The sequence below is a fragment of the Dongia sp. P2_B8 genome, from assembly GCF_056404715.1.
Genome location: NZ_JBFUDM010000008.1, coordinates 118,244 through 141,333 on the forward strand (window position 1 = coordinate 118,244; position 23,090 = coordinate 141,333).

Annotated in this window: 23 protein-coding genes and 1 riboswitch; of the genes, 8 read left to right on the top strand and 15 right to left on the bottom strand. The window is 63.4% G+C overall.

From position 1 onward, the window contains the following. Positions 1 to 177: 177 nt before the first annotated feature. Positions 178 to 735, bottom strand: coding sequence for a hypothetical protein (locus tag AC1DWZ_RS20480; protein WP_477170797.1), 558 nt, complete (start codon positions 733 to 735; stop codon positions 178 to 180). Between the two features lie 271 nt (positions 736 to 1,006). On the opposite strand from AC1DWZ_RS20480, the gene AC1DWZ_RS20485 reads away from it, so the two are divergent. Together AC1DWZ_RS20485 and AC1DWZ_RS20490 are read left to right on the top strand one after the other, a co-directional pair. Then, positions 1,007 to 1,615: a hypothetical protein gene (locus AC1DWZ_RS20485; RefSeq protein WP_477170798.1), complete on the top strand. Its 609-nt coding sequence runs from the start codon at positions 1,007 to 1,009 to the stop codon at positions 1,613 to 1,615. Positions 1,616 to 1,636: 21 nt separating this feature from the next. Beyond that, positions 1,637 to 1,927 (top strand): 4a-hydroxytetrahydrobiopterin dehydratase, encoded by a 291-nt coding sequence (locus AC1DWZ_RS20490; protein ID WP_477170799.1) that lies wholly within the window; start codon positions 1,637 to 1,639, stop codon positions 1,925 to 1,927. 7 nt (positions 1,928 to 1,934) lie between these two features. Here AC1DWZ_RS20490 and AC1DWZ_RS20495 read toward each other — a convergent pair whose 3' ends face one another. After that, positions 1,935 to 2,465, bottom strand: coding sequence for a PAS domain-containing protein (locus tag AC1DWZ_RS20495; RefSeq protein ID WP_477170800.1), 531 nt, complete (start codon positions 2,463 to 2,465; stop codon positions 1,935 to 1,937). Between the two features lie 137 nt (positions 2,466 to 2,602). Between AC1DWZ_RS20495 and AC1DWZ_RS20500 the strand changes: the two genes are divergently transcribed. Next, positions 2,603 to 3,085, top strand: coding sequence for an ASCH domain-containing protein (locus AC1DWZ_RS20500; RefSeq protein WP_477170801.1), 483 nt, complete (start codon positions 2,603 to 2,605; stop codon positions 3,083 to 3,085). A gap of 24 nt (positions 3,086 to 3,109) precedes the next feature. Here the strand turns inward: AC1DWZ_RS20500 and AC1DWZ_RS20505 are convergent, their stop codons facing one another. From AC1DWZ_RS20505 to cobA, 4 genes are all read right to left on the bottom strand, one after another. Further along, the gene (locus AC1DWZ_RS20505) at positions 3,110 to 4,270 is read right to left on the bottom strand and encodes an MFS transporter (protein ID WP_477170802.1); all 1,161 of its coding nucleotides are present in this window, start codon (positions 4,268 to 4,270) and stop codon (positions 3,110 to 3,112) included. Positions 4,271 to 4,581: 311 nt separating this feature from the next. Continuing rightward, positions 4,582 to 5,193, bottom strand: coding sequence for a HupE/UreJ family protein (locus tag AC1DWZ_RS20510; protein ID WP_477170803.1), 612 nt, complete (start codon positions 5,191 to 5,193; stop codon positions 4,582 to 4,584). A 177-nt stretch (positions 5,194 to 5,370) separates the two neighbouring features. Then, entirely contained in the window at positions 5,371 to 6,693 is a 1,323-nt protein-coding gene (locus tag AC1DWZ_RS20515; protein ID WP_477170804.1) for a cobyrinate a,c-diamide synthase, read from the bottom strand. Positions 6,694 to 6,700: 7 nt separating this feature from the next. Then, positions 6,701 to 7,540, bottom strand: coding sequence for a uroporphyrinogen-III C-methyltransferase (gene cobA, locus AC1DWZ_RS20520; protein WP_477170805.1), 840 nt, complete (start codon positions 7,538 to 7,540; stop codon positions 6,701 to 6,703). A gap of 69 nt (positions 7,541 to 7,609) precedes the next feature. Here cobA and AC1DWZ_RS20525 point away from each other — a divergent pair, with 69 nt between their 5' ends. Next, positions 7,610 to 8,734 carry a cobalt-precorrin-5B (C(1))-methyltransferase gene (locus tag AC1DWZ_RS20525; RefSeq protein ID WP_477170806.1) on the top strand — a complete coding sequence of 375 codons (1,125 nt, stop codon included), beginning with the start codon at positions 7,610 to 7,612 and terminating at the stop codon, positions 8,732 to 8,734. Here the strand turns inward: AC1DWZ_RS20525 and AC1DWZ_RS20530 are convergent. Genes AC1DWZ_RS20530 through AC1DWZ_RS20545 form a run of 4 tightly spaced genes read right to left on the bottom strand, consistent with a single transcriptional unit; the run spans position 8,731 to position 11,569 of the window. Further along, positions 8,731 to 9,966 carry an MFS transporter gene (locus AC1DWZ_RS20530; protein ID WP_477170807.1) on the bottom strand — a complete coding sequence of 412 codons (1,236 nt, stop codon included), beginning with the start codon at positions 9,964 to 9,966 and terminating at the stop codon, positions 8,731 to 8,733. The two genes, AC1DWZ_RS20525 and AC1DWZ_RS20530, sit on opposite strands and share 4 nt — an antisense overlap. Positions 9,967 to 9,970: 4 nt before the next feature. Then, complete coding sequence (gene cobM, locus AC1DWZ_RS20535) at positions 9,971 to 10,729, bottom strand: precorrin-4 C(11)-methyltransferase (protein WP_477170808.1); 759 nt, start codon at positions 10,727 to 10,729, stop codon at positions 9,971 to 9,973. 7 nt (positions 10,730 to 10,736) lie between these two features. Next, on the bottom strand, positions 10,737 to 11,135 hold the full coding sequence (locus tag AC1DWZ_RS20540; RefSeq protein ID WP_477170809.1) for a cobalamin biosynthesis protein: 399 nt from the start codon (positions 11,133 to 11,135) through the stop codon (positions 10,737 to 10,739). Positions 11,136 to 11,158: 23 nt separating this feature from the next. After that, positions 11,159 to 11,569 (bottom strand): GFA family protein, encoded by a 411-nt coding sequence (locus tag AC1DWZ_RS20545; protein ID WP_477170810.1) that lies wholly within the window; start codon positions 11,567 to 11,569, stop codon positions 11,159 to 11,161. A 112-nt stretch (positions 11,570 to 11,681) separates the two neighbouring features. On the opposite strand from AC1DWZ_RS20545, the gene cbiB reads away from it, so the two are divergent. Continuing rightward, the gene (gene cbiB / locus AC1DWZ_RS20550; protein WP_477170811.1) at positions 11,682 to 12,656 is read left to right on the top strand and encodes an adenosylcobinamide-phosphate synthase CbiB; all 975 of its coding nucleotides are present in this window, start codon (positions 11,682 to 11,684) and stop codon (positions 12,654 to 12,656) included. Here the strand turns inward: cbiB and AC1DWZ_RS20555 are convergent. From AC1DWZ_RS20555 to cobU, 5 genes are all read right to left on the bottom strand, one after another. Further along, complete coding sequence (locus AC1DWZ_RS20555) at positions 12,645 to 14,108, bottom strand: cobyric acid synthase (protein WP_477170812.1); 1,464 nt, start codon at positions 14,106 to 14,108, stop codon at positions 12,645 to 12,647. The genes cbiB and AC1DWZ_RS20555 overlap by 12 nt on opposite strands. Positions 14,109 to 14,257: 149 nt before the next feature. Next, entirely contained in the window at positions 14,258 to 14,878 is a 621-nt protein-coding gene (gene cobO / locus AC1DWZ_RS20560) for a cob(I)yrinic acid a,c-diamide adenosyltransferase (protein ID WP_477170813.1), read from the bottom strand. After that, positions 14,875 to 18,612 (bottom strand): cobaltochelatase subunit CobN, encoded by a 3,738-nt coding sequence (cobN, locus tag AC1DWZ_RS20565; RefSeq protein WP_477170814.1) that lies wholly within the window; start codon positions 18,610 to 18,612, stop codon positions 14,875 to 14,877. The genes cobO and cobN overlap by 4 nt, the downstream gene beginning before the upstream one ends. 3 nt (positions 18,613 to 18,615) lie before the next feature. Next, positions 18,616 to 19,686, bottom strand: coding sequence for a cobalamin biosynthesis protein CobW (gene cobW, locus AC1DWZ_RS20570; protein ID WP_477170815.1), 1,071 nt, complete (start codon positions 19,684 to 19,686; stop codon positions 18,616 to 18,618). Between the two features lie 57 nt (positions 19,687 to 19,743). After that, entirely contained in the window at positions 19,744 to 20,307 is a 564-nt protein-coding gene (gene cobU, locus AC1DWZ_RS20575; RefSeq protein ID WP_477170816.1) for a bifunctional adenosylcobinamide kinase/adenosylcobinamide-phosphate guanylyltransferase, read from the bottom strand. Between the two features lie 32 nt (positions 20,308 to 20,339). After that, positions 20,340 to 20,565: riboswitch (cobalamin riboswitch) on the bottom strand. Between the two features lie 204 nt (positions 20,566 to 20,769). Here cobU and AC1DWZ_RS20580 point away from each other — a divergent pair. Genes AC1DWZ_RS20580 through AC1DWZ_RS20590 form a run of 3 tightly spaced genes read left to right on the top strand, consistent with a single transcriptional unit; the run spans position 20,770 to position 23,080 of the window. Next, complete coding sequence (locus AC1DWZ_RS20580) at positions 20,770 to 22,008, top strand: sensor histidine kinase (protein WP_477170817.1); 1,239 nt, start codon at positions 20,770 to 20,772, stop codon at positions 22,006 to 22,008. 50 nt (positions 22,009 to 22,058) lie between these two features. Continuing rightward, positions 22,059 to 22,340 (top strand): hypothetical protein, encoded by a 282-nt coding sequence (locus AC1DWZ_RS20585; protein WP_477170818.1) that lies wholly within the window; start codon positions 22,059 to 22,061, stop codon positions 22,338 to 22,340. Beyond that, the gene (locus AC1DWZ_RS20590) at positions 22,325 to 23,080 is read left to right on the top strand and encodes an SDR family NAD(P)-dependent oxidoreductase (RefSeq protein WP_477170819.1); all 756 of its coding nucleotides are present in this window, start codon (positions 22,325 to 22,327) and stop codon (positions 23,078 to 23,080) included. The genes AC1DWZ_RS20585 and AC1DWZ_RS20590 overlap by 16 nt, the downstream gene beginning before the upstream one ends. Positions 23,081 to 23,090: the final 10 nt, after the last annotated feature.

Sequence of the window (23,090 nt, forward strand, 5' to 3'; positions counted from 1 at the left end):
GCGGGCGTGCGCTGGCGGCCAATGTCATCACCACACCATCGGCGACGGATATGGCCCGCGCGCGATGCTGGCAACGCGAGGTCTCATCGTATGATGATGTCTCGCAAGCACTTTACCCGCAAGGTTAATTGATTGCTAACGTCCTAGGAACATTGACATATCGATGATCGCGCCAGATCAGTGCAGCGTTGGCTGCGGCATCGCGTACTGCGCCGTGCTGCTGCCGGCTCGCGCTGCCGTCACCGATCCCTCATCGAGACGGTGCGCCCGTGGTGCCAACCGCAAATCCGCCTGCGCCAGCAAGGTAGCGAAGGTGACGAGTGAGCTGAAGCCGATGCGCGCTGCGGCCGGCGGGACCCACGCACGCAGTTCGTGATAGGCAGCGAAAGCTTCGCCATGCTGCGCTGCCGACAGGGCTTGGTGGAAGATCATCTCATCGGGGCTGACATGGCGGCATTTCAAGCAGCGGATGTCGATCTGGCGCGTGGCGGCGCTGGCGATGGTCATGAACAGCTCATCCAGGGCCTGCTGCGCCGGCAGCAGGTCGAGTCTGCGGAAGGTGCCGCCGTCGATTGCCTCGAATGGCTGTTCGAGTTTCAACGCCGTCACCCAGGCGCGCACCGCCCAGATGGCGAACTGACTGGCAAATGGCAGCGACTCGATAGACGTCTCGCTGCCGTCCTCGCCAAGCAAAGTGTCCGGATGGTGTGAACAGGCATTGTCGTTGGCTGCCATGCGCTAACCTTCAGTAAGCTGCCCTCCTGGTCCTTGGCGGGGGTCCTTGGCAGGGGTCCTCGGCGGGGATCCTCGGAAGGGCGGGTTTCGATCTGCCGGCATCCTAGCCAGCCGGAATTCTAATTGCAAATGATTTGCAATTGCAAATGAGAAATCGGATCCCACTTGCCCACCCACGGCGCCACTGGCAGTTTCGAGACCCATACCGGGAACAGATCGACCCACCTGCCGTTGATCCCGGCACCGTATTCCAGACGAGCCATTCCAGGACATGACCCAGCCCCATCGCCCCCTTACCCGCCTCGGTTTGCTGCTGCTTGGCCTCCTCGCCACGGGCCTTGCCGCCGGTTGCGACACGCCGCCCGAGCGGCAACGCTTTCCCGACATCACCTTCCAGCACCTGGCACCCTTCAAGCTGGACGTGGCGCAGATCGAGATCGAATCGGCCTATCGCAGCGCCGACCATGCCGATGACAATGGGGCCGAGTATCCGGAACTGCCGGAGAAACTGGTGGCCGATTGGGCGCGCGACCGACTGCGGGCGGTGGGCGAGCGCGGCCAGGCCAATTTCACCATCGTCAATGCGCGCGCCGTTCGCATCCCGCTGCCTCGTTCATCCGGTCTCGACGCCGCCTTGAAGAACGAACAGTCTGACCGCTATGAGCTGACCCTCACCGTGAAGATCGAGGCCGGCAATCCACTGCTGGGCAAAGCCGGCAGTCTCACGGAAACGGTGACCCGCTCACAGACCGTGGCCGAGGATCTGACGCTCAATCAGCGCGAAGTCGTGCTGTTCAACCTCCTCGATTCCGCGATGAAGGATTTGAATACCCGGCTGGAACAGAGCATTCCGCAATATCTGGCGCCGCTTGTCCGCTGACGCGCCGAGGAGAACACAGACATGATCGCCAAACTGACCGATGCCGAACGGAAAGCTGCGCTGGCGACGCTTGCCTCGTGGCAGATGGTGGACGGCAAGGACGCCATCCATCGTGCTTTCAAGTTCAAGGATTTCATCGAGGCCTGGGGTTTCATGAACCGGGTCGCCTTGCTGGCGCAGGCGCAGGATCATCATCCCGAATGGTTCAACGTCTATAACAAGGTCGAGATCACGCTGACGACCCATGACTGCAAGGGCTTGAGCGCCCGCGATGTGAAGCTTGCCCAGGATATCGACAAGCTGCTGGCCTAATTCGTCGTCAGATGCGGACGATGGGCGGTGCGCGCGTGATCTGGTGTTGCGAGAACAGAAAATCCTCCATCGACAGGCAGCGATCGACCACGGCCCCGTCCGATGACAAAGGCAGGATCGCGATTTCGCTGCGTCCGGTCATCTCACCTGCCAACGGCCAGGCATCCAGGCCAAATATCGGCGCCTTGAGCTCAAGGACAAGCTGATAGGCGCGCGTGTAGCGGCCATGCGTGTCCCAGCGCAATTCATCGAGATAGCGGCCGGTGAAATCGAGCCGGTTGAAATCCACTACCTGGGTTCCGACCAGGCGATAGCGAATACGGAACGGCTGCTCGATATCGACCATGACCACATTGGGCAGCAGATCGAGAATATCGGCAGGATCGATATCGGCGCGTCCCGGCATCTGCCGGCCACCGCAACATGATTGCCAATAGGCCACCAGGCGGCGGATCCGGTTCGACGTGATGATTTCAGGGGTCGGCGCGAAATCCGGAAAGGATTGGCCGGCCTTATGTTCCCCCCCGTTGTCGCTCATATATCCTTGGGCTCCAGCTATTTTGGATCTTGAGATTAGCACGTTCCGCAGCAACCAAGCCCGGCTTTGCAATCACCCGCTTGACCTTGGCCCGGCATCATGGCGATGTGCGACAAGTTTCCATGAGAGAGCCCTTCATGAGTTCCGACCCGCAGATATCCCCCGCGATCAAGGCCTTCTGGGCCGCAGCCCGGCAATCCGTGTCCTCTTTGCCGGCAGAGGTCGACGCCGACATCTGGTTCTTCGGCGACAGTCAGGAACTGGCGATGTCGCTGGCCGGGCTGGTTCTCCATGGGCCGAAACGTGCGACCACCGGCCTCGTCGCGGAAATGGAAGCAGAGGGGGTGGCGCTGCCGCGGCAGGGCGGGCTCAGCCTGGTCACCGATTTCCAGGGCACGCCGCTAATGATCTTGCGCTCTACCCGCGTCGAGATCCTGCCCTTCAACCAGGTCGATGCCGATTTTGCCGCAGCCGAAGGTGAAGGCGATGGCAGCCTTGGCTATTGGCAGAACGCCCATGAACGTTATTTCAGGCGCAGCTGCCAGCGCATCGGCATTGCCTGGCGCCCGGATCTGCCGGTCGTATGCGAGCGGTTCGAGCTGCTCTATCCGCTGCCCTAAAGAGAGCCCCGATCAAGTTGCAACCTAAAGGCTGCGGGGGAGTTTCAACGCCAGCAGCGCGCAGAACAGCGCAAAGCAGGCATTGACCAGGAATACCACCGGCAGCGGGAAGAAGCTGAGCAGAATCGCGAACACGGCCGGCGGGATGAGGGCCGCGGCATCACGGTAGATGCTGAACACCATGGTCATCTGCGGCCGTTCCCAGCCCCGCACCGCACGCAGGAACGTCACCACCGCCACGGAATCCAAGGATACCGCACCCACGGCGGAGACGATCAGCATCCAGCTTGCAATATCGGGCTGGTCGCGGAACCACACCACGGCGAAGGTGGCACAGGAAACCCAGAGGAATCCACCACAGATGAAGCGGCGCAGGCCGATGCGGCGCCCGAGCCAGCCCAAGAACAGGCTGACAAACAGCAAGGCGGTGCAGGAGGAAATGAGATTGCCCGCTTCGACCGCAGGCTTACCCGCCTGCACCAGATAGATGGGCGCATAGGTGAAGAGCGTCACCCACCACATCTCGCGGCCGAAATTCAAGACCCAGGCCAGAGTCAGGCGCTTTTGTGAGAAGTAGCGCCGGATATTCCTCCCCGGCTTGAACCCACTGGGCGTGAAGCCCACGCGCATCAGGGCCGGCGATGGCGCCTGCAGATGCAGCGCCTGGAAATAGAAGAACAGGATGACGGCTGCGGCGATCGAGACCAGGAAGGGGAGGACCGGCCAGATCTCGTAGAGCCGGATACCGAGGAACGGCCCACCGACCCAGGCCGTGGCCGAGAAGAAGGTGCGCAGCGGTTCCGATTTCGCGAGGTCGCGCTTCTCGATGAAGCCGGCGATATAGATGTTGAGGAGGCCGAGGAGGCCCGCTGCCGCCATGGCGCGCAGCATCCAGCCGCCACCAAAGCCGGTCAGCGTTTGCGACGCCATCAGCAGGGACGCAACACCCAGCATGCCGATCGCCATCAGATAGGTGGCACGCGGCCGCCACAGATGGATGATGGTCGGCAGCACCAGCGCCATGCAGACACCGGCGATGCCCACCACGGTCACCGCCACACTGACATTGCGCGCCGAGCCTAAAAGCTCAAGCGCTGCCAGCGGAATGACCGGCGCGATGATAGCGCGAGCGATGGAATCGAGTGTGAAGAGCGTCGCAAAGAGCACGGGGCCCGGACGCGTCACGGGCGCATGCCAGGGGGGTCGACCCAGAGGGGGTCGGTCGGCAAGGGCTTCGGTACTCATGGAGATCGGACGATCGCTTTATCGCGGTTCTAGGGACCTGACCGGTTCATCATAGCGATTATACGCCCCAAGACGACGCCCGCCTTTGCATAGCGGGTATCCGTGGGAGGATGAGACAGGAATCACCGCTCCCTCGCGTCGCATCACTCCCTCAGCCGTCATCCCCGGGTGAAGACCCGGGGACCCACTGGTGCCATTGAGAGTGTGGATGCCCGGGTCAAGCCCGGGTATGATGGATAATAAGTTGGCGCCTAAAACCCAGCCACCATGGCGCCGCCGGCAATGACGGTCACCGCACCGGCAATCTTCAGGACCGCCGGCTTGGCGTAGTTGAATACCGCCCACCCGAGACCCAGCCCGACGAGATGGAGCGCGCCGGTCGTCAGCACGAAGCCGGCGCCGTAGCTCCAGGCCGAGGCCATCGACGGCAGCTCCGTCCCATGGGCATGGCCGTGGAAGAGGGCCATCAGCGCCACCAAGGCACCGGCAGCGGCACTCGGCATGCGCGTGCCAAGGCTGACCAGCAGGCCGATGACGATGACCGATCCGGCGACGCCGAGCTCGACATCGGGCAGCGGAAAACCAGCGAGCGCCAGCATCGCGCCGAGGATCATGGTGGCAACGAAGGCGAGCGGCACCAGCCACAGATTGCGCCCACCCAATTGCGCCGCCCAGACACCGATACCAGCCATTACCAGCAGATGATCGAGGCCGTTGAAAGGATGCGAGAGGCCGGCTGCGAAACCGAGACCATGGAGACCGGTATGCGCGAAGGCGGGGGTGGCAACGAAAGTCAACACAGGGAACGTAATCAACGCAGAGAAAGTCGGGGCGGCCGCAGCCGCGAGGCGGGTCAGGGTCATGATCGTCCTCGGCAATAGGATGAAGATTGCCTCGTGACAGATCCGCGTGCGCCTTTATCCCTGACAGCGACTTTTCTGGTCGCAGCACGTCTCAATCAACTGAGGCATTTAAGGTGCCCGAAACCGCCGCACCTTGGCAAGCGCTTCAATCCCTGGGCGCTTCAATCCCTGGGCGCTTCAATCGGTTGCGCGGTCGATGAGGTGCATGAAGGACCCCATGACACTGCCCCGCCGCCGGCCGACAGCGCCGAGGTCGCGACCGCGCGACTCCGCGGCCTGGAACAAGGCCGGCCCGTCACCTTCGCTGAGGATGCTGGCATAGTGGAACTCATGGCCTCGGAACCGACTCTTGGCCTGCGCAAAAGGCGCCGCCGCCAGCAAGCTTGCCTGGCGATAGCCAAGATGCAGCTTGCGCTGGGCGAAGCTGGTTTCGACCGGCAGCAGCCCCGCCATGGCGTGGCGTTGCCCATCGGCATCGATGAGGCCGGTGCCCAGGGTCATATAGCCACCACATTCGCCGTAGATCAGCGTGCTGTTCGACGCTGCAGACCTCAACCCGTTCAAGAAGTTGGTATTGGCCGCGAGCCGGCCCGCATGGAGTTCCGGATAGCCGCCAGGCAGGAAGATCGCATCGGCATCAGGTCGCGGCGCTTCATCGGCCAAGGGTGAGAACGGCAGAATCTCGGCCCCCGCCGCCGCCCAGGCTTCGAGATGAAAAGGATAGGCAAAGGCAAAGGCCGCATCGTCGGCGACCGCGATGCGCTGCCCCAAGGGCGGCAGCAGGGGTGCAAGCTTTGTGCTTTGCGCCGTGATCGACCCTGCCACCGCTTCGATGCCATCGAGATCGACGCAATCGATGAAAGCATCGCGGGCGGCGGCGAAGAAGGCTTCAAGGCCCTCATGCTCGCGGGCCTGGACCAGTCCCAGATGCCGCTCGGGCACTTTGAGTGCGGCAACACGCGGCAGATAGCCCAGCACCTTGATGCCCGCCGCCGCTGCCGCATCGGCCAAAATCTCGCGATGCACGCCGCCGCCGATATTGTTGAAGATGATTCCGGCAAATTTCTGTGCCGGATCGTGGCGCATCAGCCCTTCGAGCACCGCCCCGGCGGTCGCGCCCTGCCCCTTGGCATTCACCACCAGCAGGATGGGGAGGCCGAGATGGCGCGCAAGCTCTGCGGTCGACCCGTTCTCGCGGCCGCCCTTGCCGGGGACGCCGTCGAACAGGCCCATGACACCTTCGACGATGATGAGATCGGCGCGGGCTGCCTGATGCGCCATGAGGCCATCCAGCGCCGGTTTGCGCATCGCCCAGATGTCGAGGTTAAAACAGGGGACACCTGTCGCCGCGGCATGGAAGGCGGGGTCGATATAATCAGGCCCTGCCTTGCAACCGGCAACGCGGACACCGCGTGCCTTGAAGAGGCTGAGAAGGGAAAGGGTCGTGAGGGTCTTGCCGCTGCCCGAGGCGGGTGCGGCGATGATGAGGCCGCGCGACAAGATGCGCTTAACCCGTCTGGTCGCGGTGACGCCGGCCGAGCGGATCAGGGGTCAGGCGCTTGCCGCCGATGGCGCCCAGCCAATCCATGGCTGCGCGCAGGCGCACGACTTCGCCCACCACCACCATGGCCGGCGGTTCGATGCCGGCGTCGGCCGCGTCACTGGCGGCACGCGACAAGGTCGTTTCCAGCACCCGCTGTTCGGCGGTGGTGGCCTTGGCGATGACGGCCACGGGTTCATTGGCCGCGCGGCCGGCCGCCATCAACCGCTCGGCAATGCGGTCGAGATGTTTCAGCGCCATGTAGAGCACGATCACGGGGGCGCCCTTGGCGAGCGAGGCCCAGTCGACGGAGTCCGGAATCTCGCCGGTCGCATCATGGCCCGTGACGAAAGCGACCGCGGCATTGCAATCGCGATGCGTGACCGGGATACCGGCATAAGCAAGGCCACCGATGCCCGCCGAAATGCCCGGCACGATGCGGAAGGGAATGCCGTGTTCAACCAGGGTCAGGGCTTCTTCACCGCCGCGCCCGAACACGAAGGGGTCGCCGCCTTTGAGGCGGAGGACCCGCTTGCCCTCGCGCGCCAGCTGCACCAAACGCAGCGAAATATCCGGCTGCTTGGACGAAGGCTTGCCACCGCGTTTGCCCGCATATTCCAGGACGGCACCATCGCGGGAGAGGTCCAGAATCGATTTATCGACCAGCGCGTCATAAACGATGACATCCGCCTGGGCCAACGCCTTGACGGCGAGCAGCGTGAGGAGGCCCGGATCGCCCGGACCGGCGCCGGTCAACCAGACCCAGCCCGATTCCAAATCCGGCAATGTCGCGAATAGCTTATCCATGACCCACAAATTAGCCGAAGATCGCGCCGGGACTAGCCAGCAAAAGACATCGGCCCATAAAATAGCGTCATGACCGGTAAAAACACGACAGAGACCGATAATTCCCGGAAACCTTTGGGTGAATTGCGGCGTGGCTGGACCACGGGCTGCTGTGCCACAGCAGCCACAAAAGCTGCTTTTTCGGCCATTTTGACAGGAACATTCGCCCAAAACGTCACAATTTCCCTGCCGAAGGGCGAAAAACCCACCTTTCCTCTGCTGGAACCGGCCTTGACAGGCGAATTTGCGTCGGTTGGCATCATAAAGGACGCTGGCGACGACCCGGATGTGACCCATGGCGCCCATATTCGGGCCACAGTGCGGCGATTGCCACCCGGGTCCGGAACGGTTTTCAAGGCCGGTGAGGGGGTGGGTACCGTGACCAAGGCCGGCCTGCCGATTCCCCCAGGCGAGCCTGCCATCAACCCCGCCCCGCGCGCGATGATGGTGGGGGTCCTCGCCGAGGTCGCCGCCGAACATGGCACGCACCCGGATGCGGAAATCACCATTTCGGTCATCGGCGGGGCAGAGATCGCCAAGCAGACCTGGAATCCCCGCCTTGGCATCGTCGGCGGCATTTCGATCCTGGGGACGACCGGCATCGTGCATCCCTTTTCCTGTGCCGCCTGGATCGCCTCCATTCATCGCGGCATCGATGTCATCCGCGCCGCCGGTCTCATCCATGCTGCGGCCTGCACCGGGTCGACCACGGAAGCGGCGGTCGGAAAGATTCACGGCCTGCCGGAGTTCGCCTTCATCGACATGGGCGATTTTGCCGGCGGCGTGCTGAAATATCTGCGCCATCATCCGATCCGGCACCTCACCTTGGCCGGTGGTTTTGCCAAGATGGCAAAACTCGCCGAGGGTCATCTCGATCTTCATTCCGGCCGCAGCCAGATCGATCTTGGTCGTCTTGCGGAACGTGCGCTGGCCCTGGGCGGCGATGCGGTGCTGGGTGCGCGGATCCGCGCCGGCAACACGGCGATGGAAGCGCTGGAGCTTTGCACGGAAGCCGGCGTGCCTATCGGCGCCGACATCGCGCAATCGGCCCGCGATGTGGCGCTGCGTGAATCGGACAACCAGATCGACATCGAATTGCTGGTCTTCGACCGCAAGGGCAAGCTGGTGGGCAAGGCGGGGTTTGCGCAGCGCTAGAGACCGCGCAACTTCCGCACGTCGGAGAAGAACGCCACCACGGGCGAAAACACATAACCTGCGATGGCCACCCACATCATGGCGTTGAGGCCATGGACGTCGGCCATGAAGCCGGCGAGCATCGCTGCGAACGGCAACGGCCCGTCATTGACAAGGCGGATCGTGGCACCGGTGCGCGCGAGATAGGAAGCCGGCACGCGGCGCTGCCTGAGGCTACGCTCGACCACGACGAAATAGCCGGTGCTGCCATCGCCCAGCAATTGCTGCAGGATCAGGAACACGATCATCAGCGTCGGCGACACGCCCAGCAGCAAGCCAGCGAACGGAATGCAGGCAAGGCCCAATGCCTTCACCGCAAACGCGATGACGAGGCCGGGCCCGATCGGGAAACACCTGGCCAGCGTTGGCGCCCAGGCGGCACCGATGAGGCTGGCAGCACCGCCCGTGGCGATGATGAGGCCGAGGGCGAAGGGGGAGAGCCTCAAGTCGCCCACCAGATAGAGCACGTAGAAAGGCCCGATCATGCTGCCGAAGAAGGCACGTATGAAGCGTGCAAACAACAGCGGCCGCAGCACGGAATCATGCCAGATGATCCTGAGACCATCCCGGATCTCGGCGCGGAGGTCAGGCTTCACTGTCAGGGCGGGTGAGTCTTCCGGCGCCTTGATGCGCAGCAGGAACAGGGCCGAGAAAAGATAGCTCACTGCATCGAGGAGAATCGTGAGCGGCCCGCCGATCGCCTGCACCAGCAGGCCGCCCAAAGGTGGACCGACAATCTCGGTTGCAGCATCACTGGCTTCCTTCGCCGCATTGGCACCCAGAATCTGGCCGCGCCCGACCAGGCCCGGCAGATAGGCCTGATCGGCAACGTCGAAGGCCAGCGTGAGACTGGAGACGACAAACGCCACCAGGCACAGCTGGCCGATGCCAAGCCAGCCCAGATAGGCCGCAACCGGCACGGTGAGGAGCAGCAGGAAGCGTGCAAAGTCAGCGACGATCATGCTGGGCCGGCGGCGGATGCGGTCGAGAAAAGCCCCGGCATGGAGCGCCATCAGCAAGGTGGGGAGGCTCGCTGCAATACTGAGCGACGACATGGCGATCGGCCCGACGCCCAGCACCAGGACGGCGGTCAATGGCAATGCTTCGCGGGCGAGCTTTGCCCCCAGTTGCGAGACGATGAGAGCCGACATCAGGCGGCGGAAATCAGCATGGCGCCAGATGGATGGCGTCATGCCGTCATTCCGTGCGGTAGAGATGCTGGTGTGTCGCCTTATAGAGCTGGCTGTCGTTGAAATCGGCACTGCCGAAGACACGACCCACAAGAATGAGCGCGGTGCGGGCAATGTCGCTGCCGGCGAGCTTGCCTTCAATATCGGCGAGTGTTCCGCGCACCACGGCCTCATCGGGCCAGGAAGCGCGGTAGACCACCACCACCGGGCAATCGGCGCCATAGTGTGGAGTGAGGTCGCGCACCACCTTGGCCATGCTCTTGACCGAGAGATGGAGTGCCAGCGTGGCGCCGGCAGCGCCCAAGGTGGCGAGATCCTCGCGGGGCGGCATCGGCGACGAAGAACCCTGCACGCGCGTGATGACGATGCTCTGGCTGACGCCGGGCAAAGTGAGTTCGGTCTTCAGCAAGGCAGCTGCTGCGGCAAAAGCGGGGACACCAGGGATGACGTCGTAGGGAATGCCCAGCGCATCCAGCCTGCGCATCTGTTCGCCGATGGCGCCGTAGATGGAGGGGTCGCCGGAATGAACGCGCGCCACATCCTGGCCGGCTTGGTGGGCGCGCTCCATCTCGGCAACGATCTCATCGAGATGCAACGGCGCCGTGTCGATGACACGGGCGTCCGGCCGCGCGAGACCCACGATGCCCTGCGGCACCAGCGATCCGGCATAAAGCACCACCGGCGCCTGTTCGATGAGACGGCGGCCCTTGACCGTGATGAGGTCGGGATCGCCTGGACCGGCGCCGATGAAATGAACGATGCTCATAGTGTCTTTATTGCCCGGGAATGCCGCGCCGGGCAATGGCGCAGGTGACACGCCCACCCTTGGTCTTGGGCACAATCAGGCTGGCGACCGGTCCGGCCGCGGCCAGGGCGGCGGCTTCCGCAACACCATGACAGCCGACCGCCTCAAAGACCTGGTCGGAAGGATTGAGGAGCCGTGGCGTCTCCGCTTCCAGCGCCGCCGCGGTGAAATACTGCACCGCGCAGCCGAATTGCCGGCCGAGACCATCAACGATGCCATCTGCCGCTTTTGACTCGAGCGAGGCAATCGCCGCGATCTCACCTGGCGTCAGCCCGGCCTGCCGGCAGCATTGCTGCACCAGCGCCAGGGCTGCTGCGAGATCGGCGCCGGTCTCATGGCCGACGCCAATGTAATGCGCCCTCTTCACGCCACCCTCTTCACGCCACTGGCCTATTCGCCACGATGACGCGGCAGATCATCGGCCGTCTCGAACCAGGGCAGCTTTTCCTCGACATGCCAGTGTGCTACAGGCACGAGATCGTCGGCCTGGTCGAAGCAGCTGATATTGAGATGGATCTCATCCGGATATTTCTCGGCCTGATAGCTGAGTGGTGTCCCGCAACGGGCGCAGAACTTTCGCGTGACGCCGGGCGAAGAGGCATAGGCGGATGGCTCGCTTTTGGTCCAGCGGAACGTGTCGCTGACCTGGAAGGCTGCAAAGCTCGCCACCGCCGCCCCCGTCTGCCGCCGGCAGGAGAAGCAATGGCAGTGGAAGACCGATCTCGGCGTACCCCGTGCCACAAACCGTATCGCACCGCACAAGCACCCACCTTGATGTTCGATCACGGGATGTTCAACCATATCGCCTCTCCTTCGAGTCTCCGGCCTGACGCAGAAGGTCTGGCGCAAAATCGGCGGTCGACGACGCTGCCACGCTTGACGTTCGCCTGCTAATCGGCAGGATCGCGGTCTTATGTCGACCGACCTTCTGCATCCAGCCGCCCTCTTCATCGCCATCCTGGCCGATGCCGCTCTCGGCGAGCCGCATTGGCTGTACCGGCGCGTGGCCCATCCGATCACGCTCATCGGTGCTGTCATCGCATGGGCCGACCGCAGGTTCAACCATGTGAGCGACAGCGCCGACAAACGGCGCCGGGGGGGTATCCTGCTCACCCTCGTCCTGACATCGGCCGCATTGGCGCTTGGCTGGATCATTCAGGCCCTGCTGCTGCAGCTGCCCCTGGGGCCGCTCTGGCTGGGGCTGGTGATGTCGGCCTTGATCGCGCAGCAGAGCCTTTATGCCCATGTGGCCGATGTCGCCAAGGCGATAACACTTTCCGGCCTGGAAGGTGGGCGCATCGCCGTCGCCCGCATTGTCGGCCGCGACCCGGACGCGCTCGATATTGGTGGCGTCGCGCGCGCCGCCATCGAGAGCCTGGCCGAAAACTTCTCCGACGGGATCGTGGCACCGATCTTCTGGGGCCTCATCCTGGGACTCCCCGGCATGCTGACCTACAAGGTCATCAACACCATGGACAGCATGATCGGCCATAAGACGCCGCGTCACCTCGCCTTCGGCTGGGCGCCGGCGCGGCTCGATGATCTCGTCAACCTACCGGCCTCCCGCCTTTCGGCATTGCTGCTGGTCCTGGCCGCCATCATACAGCGGGATGCCAAGCCTGGCGCCGCCATCCGCGCCGTCCACCGTGACGCCAAGCGCCACAAATCGCCCAACGCCGGCTGGCCGGAAGCCGCCATGGCCGGTGCCCTGGGCTTTGCCATCGCCGGGCCGCGCAGCTATCACGGCCACCTTGTCTCCGATCCCTGGATGAATGATGGCGGTCGCTGGCAGCTGGGTGCCGCCGACATCCGGCAGTCGCTCGGGCTCTATTGGCGAGCCTGTGTAATTTTGGCGGTTGGCGTGTTGGTGGTGGCGCTAGCAGTCTGAACGCGCAATCTCCAGCATCCGGTCCAGATCGGCATGCCGCTCAAGATGTACCGCGAGATCATCCAGTGCCTGTTCGACACCCTGTTCATAGGCAACGCCGGTTTCAGCGCGGGGCCGCAAGCTGGAGAGGAACGCGTGGCGGAAACCGTCGGCGGCGAAGAGGCCGTGGACGTAGCAACCCATGATCCGTTCGTCGGCAGAGACCGCGCCATCCGGCCGATTACCGATGGCGAGATAGGGACGGGCGCAGTCAGGGCCTTCGCTCACGCCCACATGCATTTCGTAGCCATGGACATCGTGGCCTGATGCCCGGGCCGTCACCTCGACCAGCGCCTTGTCGTCGGTAAGGGTGGTGACGATATCAAGAAGGCCCAGCCCATCAATGCCGCCCCTGGGTCCTTCGATACCGCCCGGATCTTCCACGCGCCGGCCCAGCATCTGATAGCCGCCGCAGAGGCCCAGAATGGCACCGCCGCGCCGGCGATGGGCGCGGATGTCTATGTCCCAGCCGGTGTCATAAAGTGCGCGAAGATCGGCAATGGTGGCTTTCGAACCCGGCAACAGGATGAGATCGGCATCGCCGGCCAAGGCGCGGCCGGGGCGCACCAGCTCGACGCTGACATCGGGTTCGGCGCGCAAGGGGTCGAGGTCGTCGAAATTCGAGATACGTGGCAGTTGCGGCACCACAATCTTGATCCCGGCTTTGGTGTTGGCTTTGTAGCTGTCGAGAGCCACCGCATCTTCCGGCGGCAATCGGTCGGCACCGGCAAACCAGGGCACGAGGCCGAGCGCATCAAGACCCGTCTTCTCGCTGATCAGTTTCATGCCGTCGGCAAAGAGCACGGGATCACCGCGAAATTTGTTGATGAGGAAGCCTTTGATGCGTGCAGCTTCCGCCGGCGCCAGCAATTGCACGGTCCCGAAGATGCTGGCGATGACACCGCCACGGTCGATATCGCCCACCAGCACCACGGGAATGTCGGCAGCCTCGGCAAAGCCCATATTGGCAATGTCGCCGGGGCGCAGATTGATTTCAGCTGGCGACCCGGCCCCTTCGACCAGAACCAGATCGGCCTCGGCGGCGAGACGCTGATAGCTGTCGAGGACAGCCTGCAGCAATTGCGGCTTCAGCCGGTGATAGTCAGCGGCCTTGGCATTGCCGAAGATCTTGCCCTGCACGATCACCTGGGAACCGACATCGCTTTGCGGCTTCAGGAGCACCGGGTTCATGTGCACGGAAGCCGCCACCCGCGCCGCCCGCGCCTGCAACGCCTGCGCCCGCCCGATCTCACCACCATCGGCGGTGACGGCGGCATTGTTCGACATGTTCTGCGGCTTGAACGGCCGCACCTTGAGACCGCGATTCGTGAACGCGCGCGCAAGGCCGGCGACGATCAGCGACTTGCCGACGTCCGACCCGGTACCCTGGAACATGAGGGTGGGGGTGGTCATGGCGCGAGCTCGGTGGGAACGAGCTTGCTGCGCCCCCACCCTACCCTCCCCCTGAAGGGAGAGGGTTTGGACCGAGTGGTGGCGACCATCTCGCTATAAAAGCCCTCTCCCTTCAGGGGGAGGGTTTGGGTGGGGGCAGCTCTCACCGACTAAAACTCAATCCCTGCCTGCGCCTTCACGCCGTCGCGGAAGGGATGCTTGATCATTTCCATCTCGGTCACCAGGTCGGCGATGGCGATGATTTCATCTTTCGCATTGCGGCCGGTGACGCAGACATGAAGATCGGGGCGCTTGGCTTTCAGGAACTCGACCACTTCCTCGACCGGCAGATAGTCATAGCGAAGGGCTATGTTGATCTCGTCCATCAGCACGAACTGGAAGCTGGGATCAGACATCATGCGCTTGCCTTCATCCCAGGCGGCCCGCGCAAAGGCGATGTCGCGGGCGCGGTCCTGGGTTTCCCAGGTGAAGCCTTCGCCCAAGGCCTTGATCTCGATCTGGTCGGGGAAGCGTTCGAGGACCGTGCGCTCGCCGGTATCCCATTTCCCCTTGATGAACTGGATGACGCCCACCTTCATGCCATGACCGATGCAGCGCATGACCATGCCGAAGGCCGCGGTCGACTTCCCCTTGCCCTTGCCGGTATTGACGATGATGAGGCCCTTTTCGCGGGTCTTTTCCGCCATCATGCGGTCGCGCGCTTCCTTACGCCGCGCCGCCTTCTCATTGGCGCGCTGGTTTGATTCGTCGGTATCGATATGTTCGCTCATGCTGCTTCACTCCCTGTCGCCCAGGCTTGCAGCTGCACGCCTGCCGAATTTGATTTTGCCTGCCAGAGGCCGCGCGTCTGCGCTTCCAGCAGCCGGTCGGCGATGTCCTTGAGGGCCGCCGGATTATGCCGTTCGAGAAAGGCGCGGACCTCGTCATCGACCAGATAGGCGTCGAAGACCGCGTCGAAATGATGATCCGCCACGCAATCCGCAGTGGCGGCGAAGGCGAACAGGTAATCGACCGTGGCGGCGAGCTCGAAACCGCCCTTATAGCCGTGGCGCATGATGCCGCTGATCCATTTCGGATTGACGACGCGGGCACGAACGATGCGGGCGATTTCTTCATCGAGGGCGCGCACCTTGGGCGCTTCGGGCCGGGAATGGTCATTGTGCCAGACGATGGCGCGCTTGCCCGTGAGATGCTTGATGGTGGCGGCCAGGCCACCTTCGAACTGGTAGTAATTGTCGCTGTCGAGGAGATCGTGTTCGGCATTATCCTGATTGTGCAAGACCGCTTCGACACCTGTGAGACGCTGCGCAAAAAGCTGTTGCTGCGCTTCGCCGCTCGACCCCTGGCCATAGGCATAGCCGCCCCAGGCGAGATAGGCACGGGCAAGATCACCGGTCTCGGTCCAGCCTTTTTCATCGATGAGCGATTGCAGTCCGGCACCATAGGCGCCGGGCTTGGAACCGAACACGCGGTAGCCGGCACGGCGCGTGGCATCGGCTTCCGACATGCCATCGGCGACAAGCGTCTGCCGTTCGCTGCGCACGCGAGCGGCCAGTGGATTGAGGTTGTCGGGCTCATCCAGTGCGGCCACATCGCGCGCTGCGGAATCGAAAAGGTCGATCTGTGCCGGGAAGGCGTCACGGAAGAAGCCGGAGACCCGCAACGTGACGTCGACGCGCGGCCGGCCCAGGACGGAGAGCGGCAGGATTTCGAAGCCCGCGACACGGCCCGATCCACCTGGATCCCAAGTGGGCTTCACGCCCATCAGCGCCAGGGCCTGGGCGATATCGTCGCCACCGGTGCGCATGTTGGCGGTGCCCCAGGCGGAGAGCACGATGGCCTTGGGCCAGGCACCATGTTCCTGCCGGTGCCGGTCGAGGACCAGCAAGGCTGATTGCCAACCCAAAGCCCAGGCGGTAGGCGTCGGCACGGAGCGCGTATCCACGGAATAGAAATTGCGGCCGGTGGGCAGCACATCGAGACGACCGCGCGTTGGCGCGCCGGAAGGGCCGGGTGCGATGAAGCGACCGTCAAGACCGCGCAGGATGGCGCTGATCTCGGCCGGACCGCAGCCCGCGACGCGGGGCCGCAAATCTTCGTCGATGAAGCTCAGCACATCGCGCGTGCGCGTCCATGCCGTGTCGGATATTTGCGTGCCGGACACCAGCGCCAGTGCCAGAATTTCCAACCGCTCGACCGTGTCACCGCCCAAGCGCCAGGCATCGTCACTGATTTTCTGCAGGGCACCGGGCTTGGGGCCGGTCCAGGGATCACCAAGCCTGGTGTTCAACGGATCGAAATCGAGGCCGAGCTCGAGATCTGCAGCGAGTGCGCGAATGAGCGATTGGCTGCGACCTTCGCCCTTGCCACGCGGGAGGCGCGTGAGAGCCACCAGCAACTCATCCAACATGGCGCCTTCGGGTGCCTTCCCAAAGATGTGCAAGCCATCGCGGATCTGAGCCTCTTTCAGCTCACAGAGATGATTGTCGAGTTTTGCCAGCGCCGCATCGGTATCGTCGGTCGGCAGCACGCCGCAATCGGCGGCGAGGCCACTCGATATCGCAAGATCAAGGATCTGGCGCTTCAAATCCACACAGCGCCTGGGATCGACCTGGCTCGCCTCGAAATATTCATCGACCAGCCGTTCGAGATCCCGCAGGGGGCCATAGCTTTCCGCACGGGTGAGCGGCGGCGTCATGTGATCGATGATGACGGCCTGGGCACGGCGCTTGGCTTGCGCACCTTCGCCGGGGTCGTTGACGATGAAGGGATAGAGATGCGGCAGCGGCCCGAAGATGGCCTCGGGATAACAATTTGCTGAGAGCGCCAGGGATTTCCCTGGCAGCCATTCGAGATTGCCATGCTTGCCCATATGCACGATCACATGGGCGCCGAACTGCCGCCGCAGATAGGCATAGAAAGCGAAATAGCCGTGCGGGGGCACGAGATCCGGGTCGTGATAGCTGCTGGTCGGATCGACATTGTAGCCGCGGGCCGGCTGAATGCCGATCACCACCTGGCCCAGCGACATCAGCGGCAGATCGAAGGCGCCGGCACTGTAGAGCGGGTCCGCCGTCGGGGCACCCCAGCGCGCGGTGACCGCGTCCTGCATCGCTGCCGGCAGTGTACTGAAGAAGGTGGCATAATCGGTACCACTCAGTCGGAAGATGCCGGCAGGCCGTGCCAGCAACCGCGCCATCAAGGCTTCGCCGTCCTGCGGCACGTCAGTGACACCGTAGCCAGCATCCCGCATGGCGTGCAGCACCTCGATCGTGCCGGCCGGCGTATCCAGCCCGACACCATTGCCGATGCGGCCATCGCGGTTGGGATAATTGGCAAGGATCAACGCCACGTGGCGATCGGGCGCGGACGTGCGGCGCAGCTTCACCCAATTGACCGCGAGATCCGCGGTGAAGGCCACGCGATCGGCGACCGGCTGCGGTGCCACGATCGTGCATTGCGTGGCTTCGTCATAGCGCGCTGCGGACTTCCATGAAATGGCGCGGGTGATGATGCGGCCATCCAGTTCCGGCAGCGCCACCTGCATGGCCAGATCGCGGGGGCTAAGGCCGCGCAGGCCGGTTTGCCACTGCGCTTCGCTCTCGCTGGACAGCATGACCTGCAGCACCGGATGATCCGCGCCGTCGAACGGCGTCGAGAAAGCCGTGGCGCCCGGCTGCGAGATGGCAAAGCCGGTGCAATTGAGCGTGATGTCGGGCGCCGTCTCGGCGTAAAGCGATCGAATGAGATCCGCCGCCACCGCTTCCTTCAACGAATTGACGAAGATGGGAAGTGGATTGAGGCCGCGCGCAGTCAAGGCGCCGATCAGCGCATCGATTGGCGCCAAGGTGCCTGATTGCAGCAGCGCGCGGTAGAAGACGATGCCGGCAACCGGCGCGCCTTCGCGCCACAGCGGCGCAAGATCAGAAAGACTGAGCACCGGCGTGCCAGGCCAATAGAGCCCAGCACGCAGCAGGGGCCGCGGTTCCTGCCAGGCTGTGTCATAGCCGATGAGGCTTGCGGCATAGTTCAGGAATTCTTCGGCATTGCTCTTGCCGCCATGGACCTGGAACTGCCACAGGCGGTGTGCTGCCTCATCGTCGATGGTCGAGCGGCGCGACAATTCGCTGTCCGGCTGGTCATCGCCGGAGAGACAGGCAAACCTGATGCCGCGCGCTGAGGTGACTGCCGCCAATTGTTCGACGCCATAGGGCCAATAGCGCTCGCCCCCGATGAGCCTGAGGATCACCAGCTTCGCTGACGCCTTGGGATCGGCAATCACTTGGTCGAGATAGAGATCGACCGACATGTTGTGCTGCAACTGCAGCAGATTGACGAGACGCAAACTTGGCCGGGGTTCAGGCAGTGCCGCATGCGCGGCTGCCAGCGCCGCAAGCTCGGTATCGGCGGCACTCAGCACCACGATTTCGGCCGGTGACTGGCCGAGATCGACGGCCTCGCCGCCGTCGCTGATGGTTCCGGGTTTGGCGGCGAGAAGATGCATGGGTCAGGCGGCGACGCCGAGCGGTGCCGTCAGCGCCGCCGTGATGGCGGCGCGATCAAGGCCCTGGAGGCCGATGATCACGATCTGGCCTCGACGGCCTTCGGCCGCTTCCCACGGACGGTCGTAATAATGCTGCAGGCGATTGCCGACACCTTGCAGCACCAGGCGCATGTCCTTGTCAGCCACAGCCAGGAAACCCTTCACGCGGAGGATGTCGTGCTGTTCGATGACAGGGACCAGCTTTGCCAGCAGGTCCTGCGGCTGGCCCAGTTCGGCAACGTCGATATGGAAGCTTTCGAAATCGTCGTGGTTATGATCCTCGCCTTCCAATTCGTGATGCGAATGGCGCTGGGCGAGATCGTCTTCGGCCGCGGCATCCAACCCCAGGAGCACGCGGGGATCCACCTCGCCGAAGCGTGCCGTGATCATCTTGGCCGGGCGCTGCAATTCCTTGATGATATGGGCCTGGGCGGATTCATGCTCAGCGCCCGACATCTGGTCGGCCTTGTTGACGATGATGAGATCGGCGCAATTGATCTGGTCTTCGAACAGTTCTGCCAAGGGACTGTCATGGTCGAGCCCGTCATCCATTTTGCGCTGGCTGTCGACCGCTGCCGGGTTGTCGGCAAACCGCCCTGCCGCCACCGCCGGGCCATCGACCACCGCGATGACGCCATCGACCGTGACACGGGTGCGGATTTCCGGCCAGTTGAACGCCTTCACCAGGGGCTTCGGGAGCGCAAGGCCGGAGGTTTCGATGACGATATGATCGGGCGGATTGGCGCGGTCAAGCAGTGCCTTGATGGTGGGGAGGAAATCGTCGGCCACCGTGCAGCAGATGCAGCCATTGGCTAGCTCGACGATATTCTCTTCCGGGCAGCCCTCGATCTTGCAGCCCTTGACGATTTCGCCATCGACGCCAAGCTCGCCGAATTCATTGATGATGAGCGCCAGGCGCTTGCCGCCGGCATTCTTCAACAGATGCTGGATGAGGCTGGTCTTGCCGGCCCCCAGAAATCCGGTGACGATGGTGGCGGGGATTTTCCCGCCGGTCTTTGAATTCGTGACTGACATGATCATTCCTTAGTCGGCAGACGCGATGTTCGCGTCGTTATTTCAGGACCAGCGGCCCTACTTCAGTATCAAAGGCAGGCCGGCCGCGATGAACAGCACATGATCGGCGCGCGCGGCCAGGCGCTGGTTGAGCCGCCCGGCATGGTCGCGAAAATCACGCGCCAGTTTGTTGTCCGGCACGATGCCAAGACCCACCTCGTTGGCGACGAAAATGATCGGCCCGCCGCATTGGCCGAGCGCTTCCTCAAGGGCTGCGGATTCCACCGCGACATCACGCTCCGCCAACATCACATTGGTGAGCCAGAGCGTCAGGCAATCGACCAGGACCGCCGCGCCCTTCTCTGTTTCCGACACGAGGGCCTGGGCGAGGGCCAGGGGTTCCTCCACCAGGCGCCAGTCGGGATCGCGCCGCTCGGCATGCAGCTTCACCCGCTCAGCCATCTCGGCGTCGCGAATCTCAGCGGTGGCGATGTAGGTGCGGCTGCCCGTATGGCGGTCGAGCAGCTGTTCCGCATAGCGGCTTTTGCCCGAGCGTGCGCCACCCAGCACCAAAGTGATGGCGGGGAGCGGGGTGATCAAACCGGATAGGCCGGTGCCTAAGCCCAAGGGTTGCGTAGACAAGATGACGCGCACCTCCCTCCGAGGTCGTTGCCGAAATCGAATGATCGCCGAGGTTTCCTGGCTCGACCGATGTCCGCGGGGTCGCCTTCCCAGCCAAACCGGCCAGTGGCCTTGAACCCGCGGTACCCCGAGAAAACTTGGGGCAACAGTCCTACAGTTGCGGGGGCAGCGCCGGAATCACCCTGTCACCAGGACTGACCGGCTTCCCTCACTGCGATCGGGCGCCAACCTATCCAAAGCAGCAGCAATTGGCCAGAAAGCTTTTGGGCAATCGCTGACCAGTAGAATGACGCTTCCCTTAGGAATTAGAACGTCTCCAAACACATATTATAGTGTAAGTATTTCTGTGCGAAATTTACCCCTTCTTATCTATCGCCTGCCAATCTGTGGACTGTATGGTTGCGCTTGCCCGAGAGGGGTTCGCGACTAGCATATCGGGGACGGGTATATCGGGCGGCCGCGATGAGGTGGCTGCCGGGTGGAGAAGCGTTGCCGCATTCGAGTGACAGGAATCTGCGCCGCCGTTTGGCCTTCCCCCGACAGGGCACCGCACTGTCGGCTGCCGACGTGACGGTGCTCGACGTCGTGGCAACGCCAACCGTGATCACCTGCCTTGCCAGCGGCAAAGTCCTTTATGCCAACAGTGCCGCCCGCGACCTGTTCGACCGGCCGGAGGACCAGCCAGCCAACCATTCGAGCGACTCTTTCTATGCCGATCCGGCGGCGCGGACCGAGCTCGTGCGCCTGTTGCGCGACGAGGGCCAGGTCATCAACCACGAAATCGAGTTCGTGACCCATGGCGGGCGGCGTTTCTGGGGCCTGCTCTCCGGCCATGTCGCCGCATTCGACAATTATGACGCCATCATCGCTTCGATCGTCGACATCTCGGCACAAAAGGCGCGCGAGGTGCAGCTGGCACAGGCGACAGAGCAACTGCGCGCCCAGGCTGCGGCGAGCACGCTGCTCACCCGCGAACTCAAGAATCAGCGCCAGGTGGCGATCACGGCCAGCCGCGCCAAAAGCGATTTCCTGGCACGCATGAGCCATGAACTGCGCTCGCCCTTGAACGCAATTCTAGGCTTTTCCGAGATCATCGCCGACGATCTCTTTGGCGCAGCCGGTGTCGTGCGGTATCAGAATTATGCCCAGAACATCCATGATGCCGGCGCGCATCTTCTCGCCCTCATCAACGACATCCTCGATCTTTCCAAGGTCGAAGCGGGCGAGCTGCAGCTGACCCTGGAACCTATTGAACTCAAGGAACTGATCAACGGTTCGGTGCAGTTGATGGCACCGATGGCTGAAAAGCGCGGCGTGCAATTGGTGGCGGATCTTAGCCGGTCCCCCTTGTCGCTGGTGGCCGATCGCCGGCGCCTGCGGCAGATGATCATGAACGTGGTGAGCAATGCCATCAAGTTCACCCTGGCCGGCGGTACCGTGATGATCACGGCGCATCAGGCCCAAGGCGACATCGTCATCGACATCGCCGATTCCGGCATCGGCATGACCCCGGACCAGATCACGATCGCCCTGCAGCCCTTTGGCCAGGTGGCGACCGACAGCCCCTATGCCCAGGTCGGTACCGGCCTCGGCCTGCCCATCGTGGCTTCGCTGGTCGAACTGCACGGTGGGCGGCTCGACATTCAGTCGACCCCCAATGTCGGCACCACAATCACTCTTACGCTGCCTAAAGTAAGGTAACCGGCCGAAACCAAGTTGACGGCTTCCGATGCAGCCTTAAATTCTGCTGCATGAAGCATGCGACCGGCCCCGCCCTCGATCAATTGGAACCGCTCCTTGTGGCCATTCGCGCGCGCGCGGGCCTCAAGGAGAAATCGCGCGGCGCCTTCTATTGCAAATCACAAAGCCTGCTGCATTTCCACGAGGACCCGAAGGGCTTGTTTGCCGATCTGCGGATCGGTGATGAATTTCAGCGCTTTCCGGTAAATTCCAAAGCCGAACAGACGGCGCTCCTGAAAGCGCTGGATGCACGTCTGGCCGCCCAGGGGAGAGTTTCATGCGGTCGATCCTGATCACGGGTGCCGCGTCCGGCATTGGCGCTGCCACCGCGCTGGCGCTGGCCGGGCCAGACACGCAAATCTTGCTGCACACCAAAAGCAACCGTGCTGGCCTCGAGAAGGTGGCCGAGGCGCTTGAGGCCAAGGGTGCCCGCACCCTGCTGGTGCTCGGCGATCTCGCCTTGCATGAGACAGGCGCCAAGCTGGTCGCGGCAGCGGTCGAGGCTTTCGGCGCGCTCGACACGCTGGTCAGCAATGCCGGATTTCCCCTGCGTCCCCTCATCGGTGCCTTGACGCGCGACGAATTCGATCATGCCCATGCGGTCATCGCCGGCGGCTTCTACGCCCTCACCAGCGCCGCCCTGCCGCATCTCAAGGCCGCTGGTGCGCAGGGCCGCGTGGTCGCCATCTCGACCCACAATGCGCATCTGTTCCTGCCGGGCTATCTCAACTTCCCGGCCTCCGCCGCCGCCAAGTCGGCCCTCGAAACCCTGGTGAAGTCGCTGGCGCTGCAATTGGCGCCGGACGGTGTCACGGTCAACGCCATTGCCCCCGGCCTCATCGCCAAGGACAAAAGCAGCGGCGAGCAGACCCTCTCACCAGAAGAATGGCAACGCCTCAAGGCGCGCATCCCCATGGGCGATCTTGGGCTCCCCGCCGACATCGCAGCCACCGTGGCGTTCCTGTGTTCGCCCGCCGCCCGCTACATCACCGGCCAGACCATCCATGTCGACGGCGGCCTGGTCATCCGGTGATGGCGCTCTC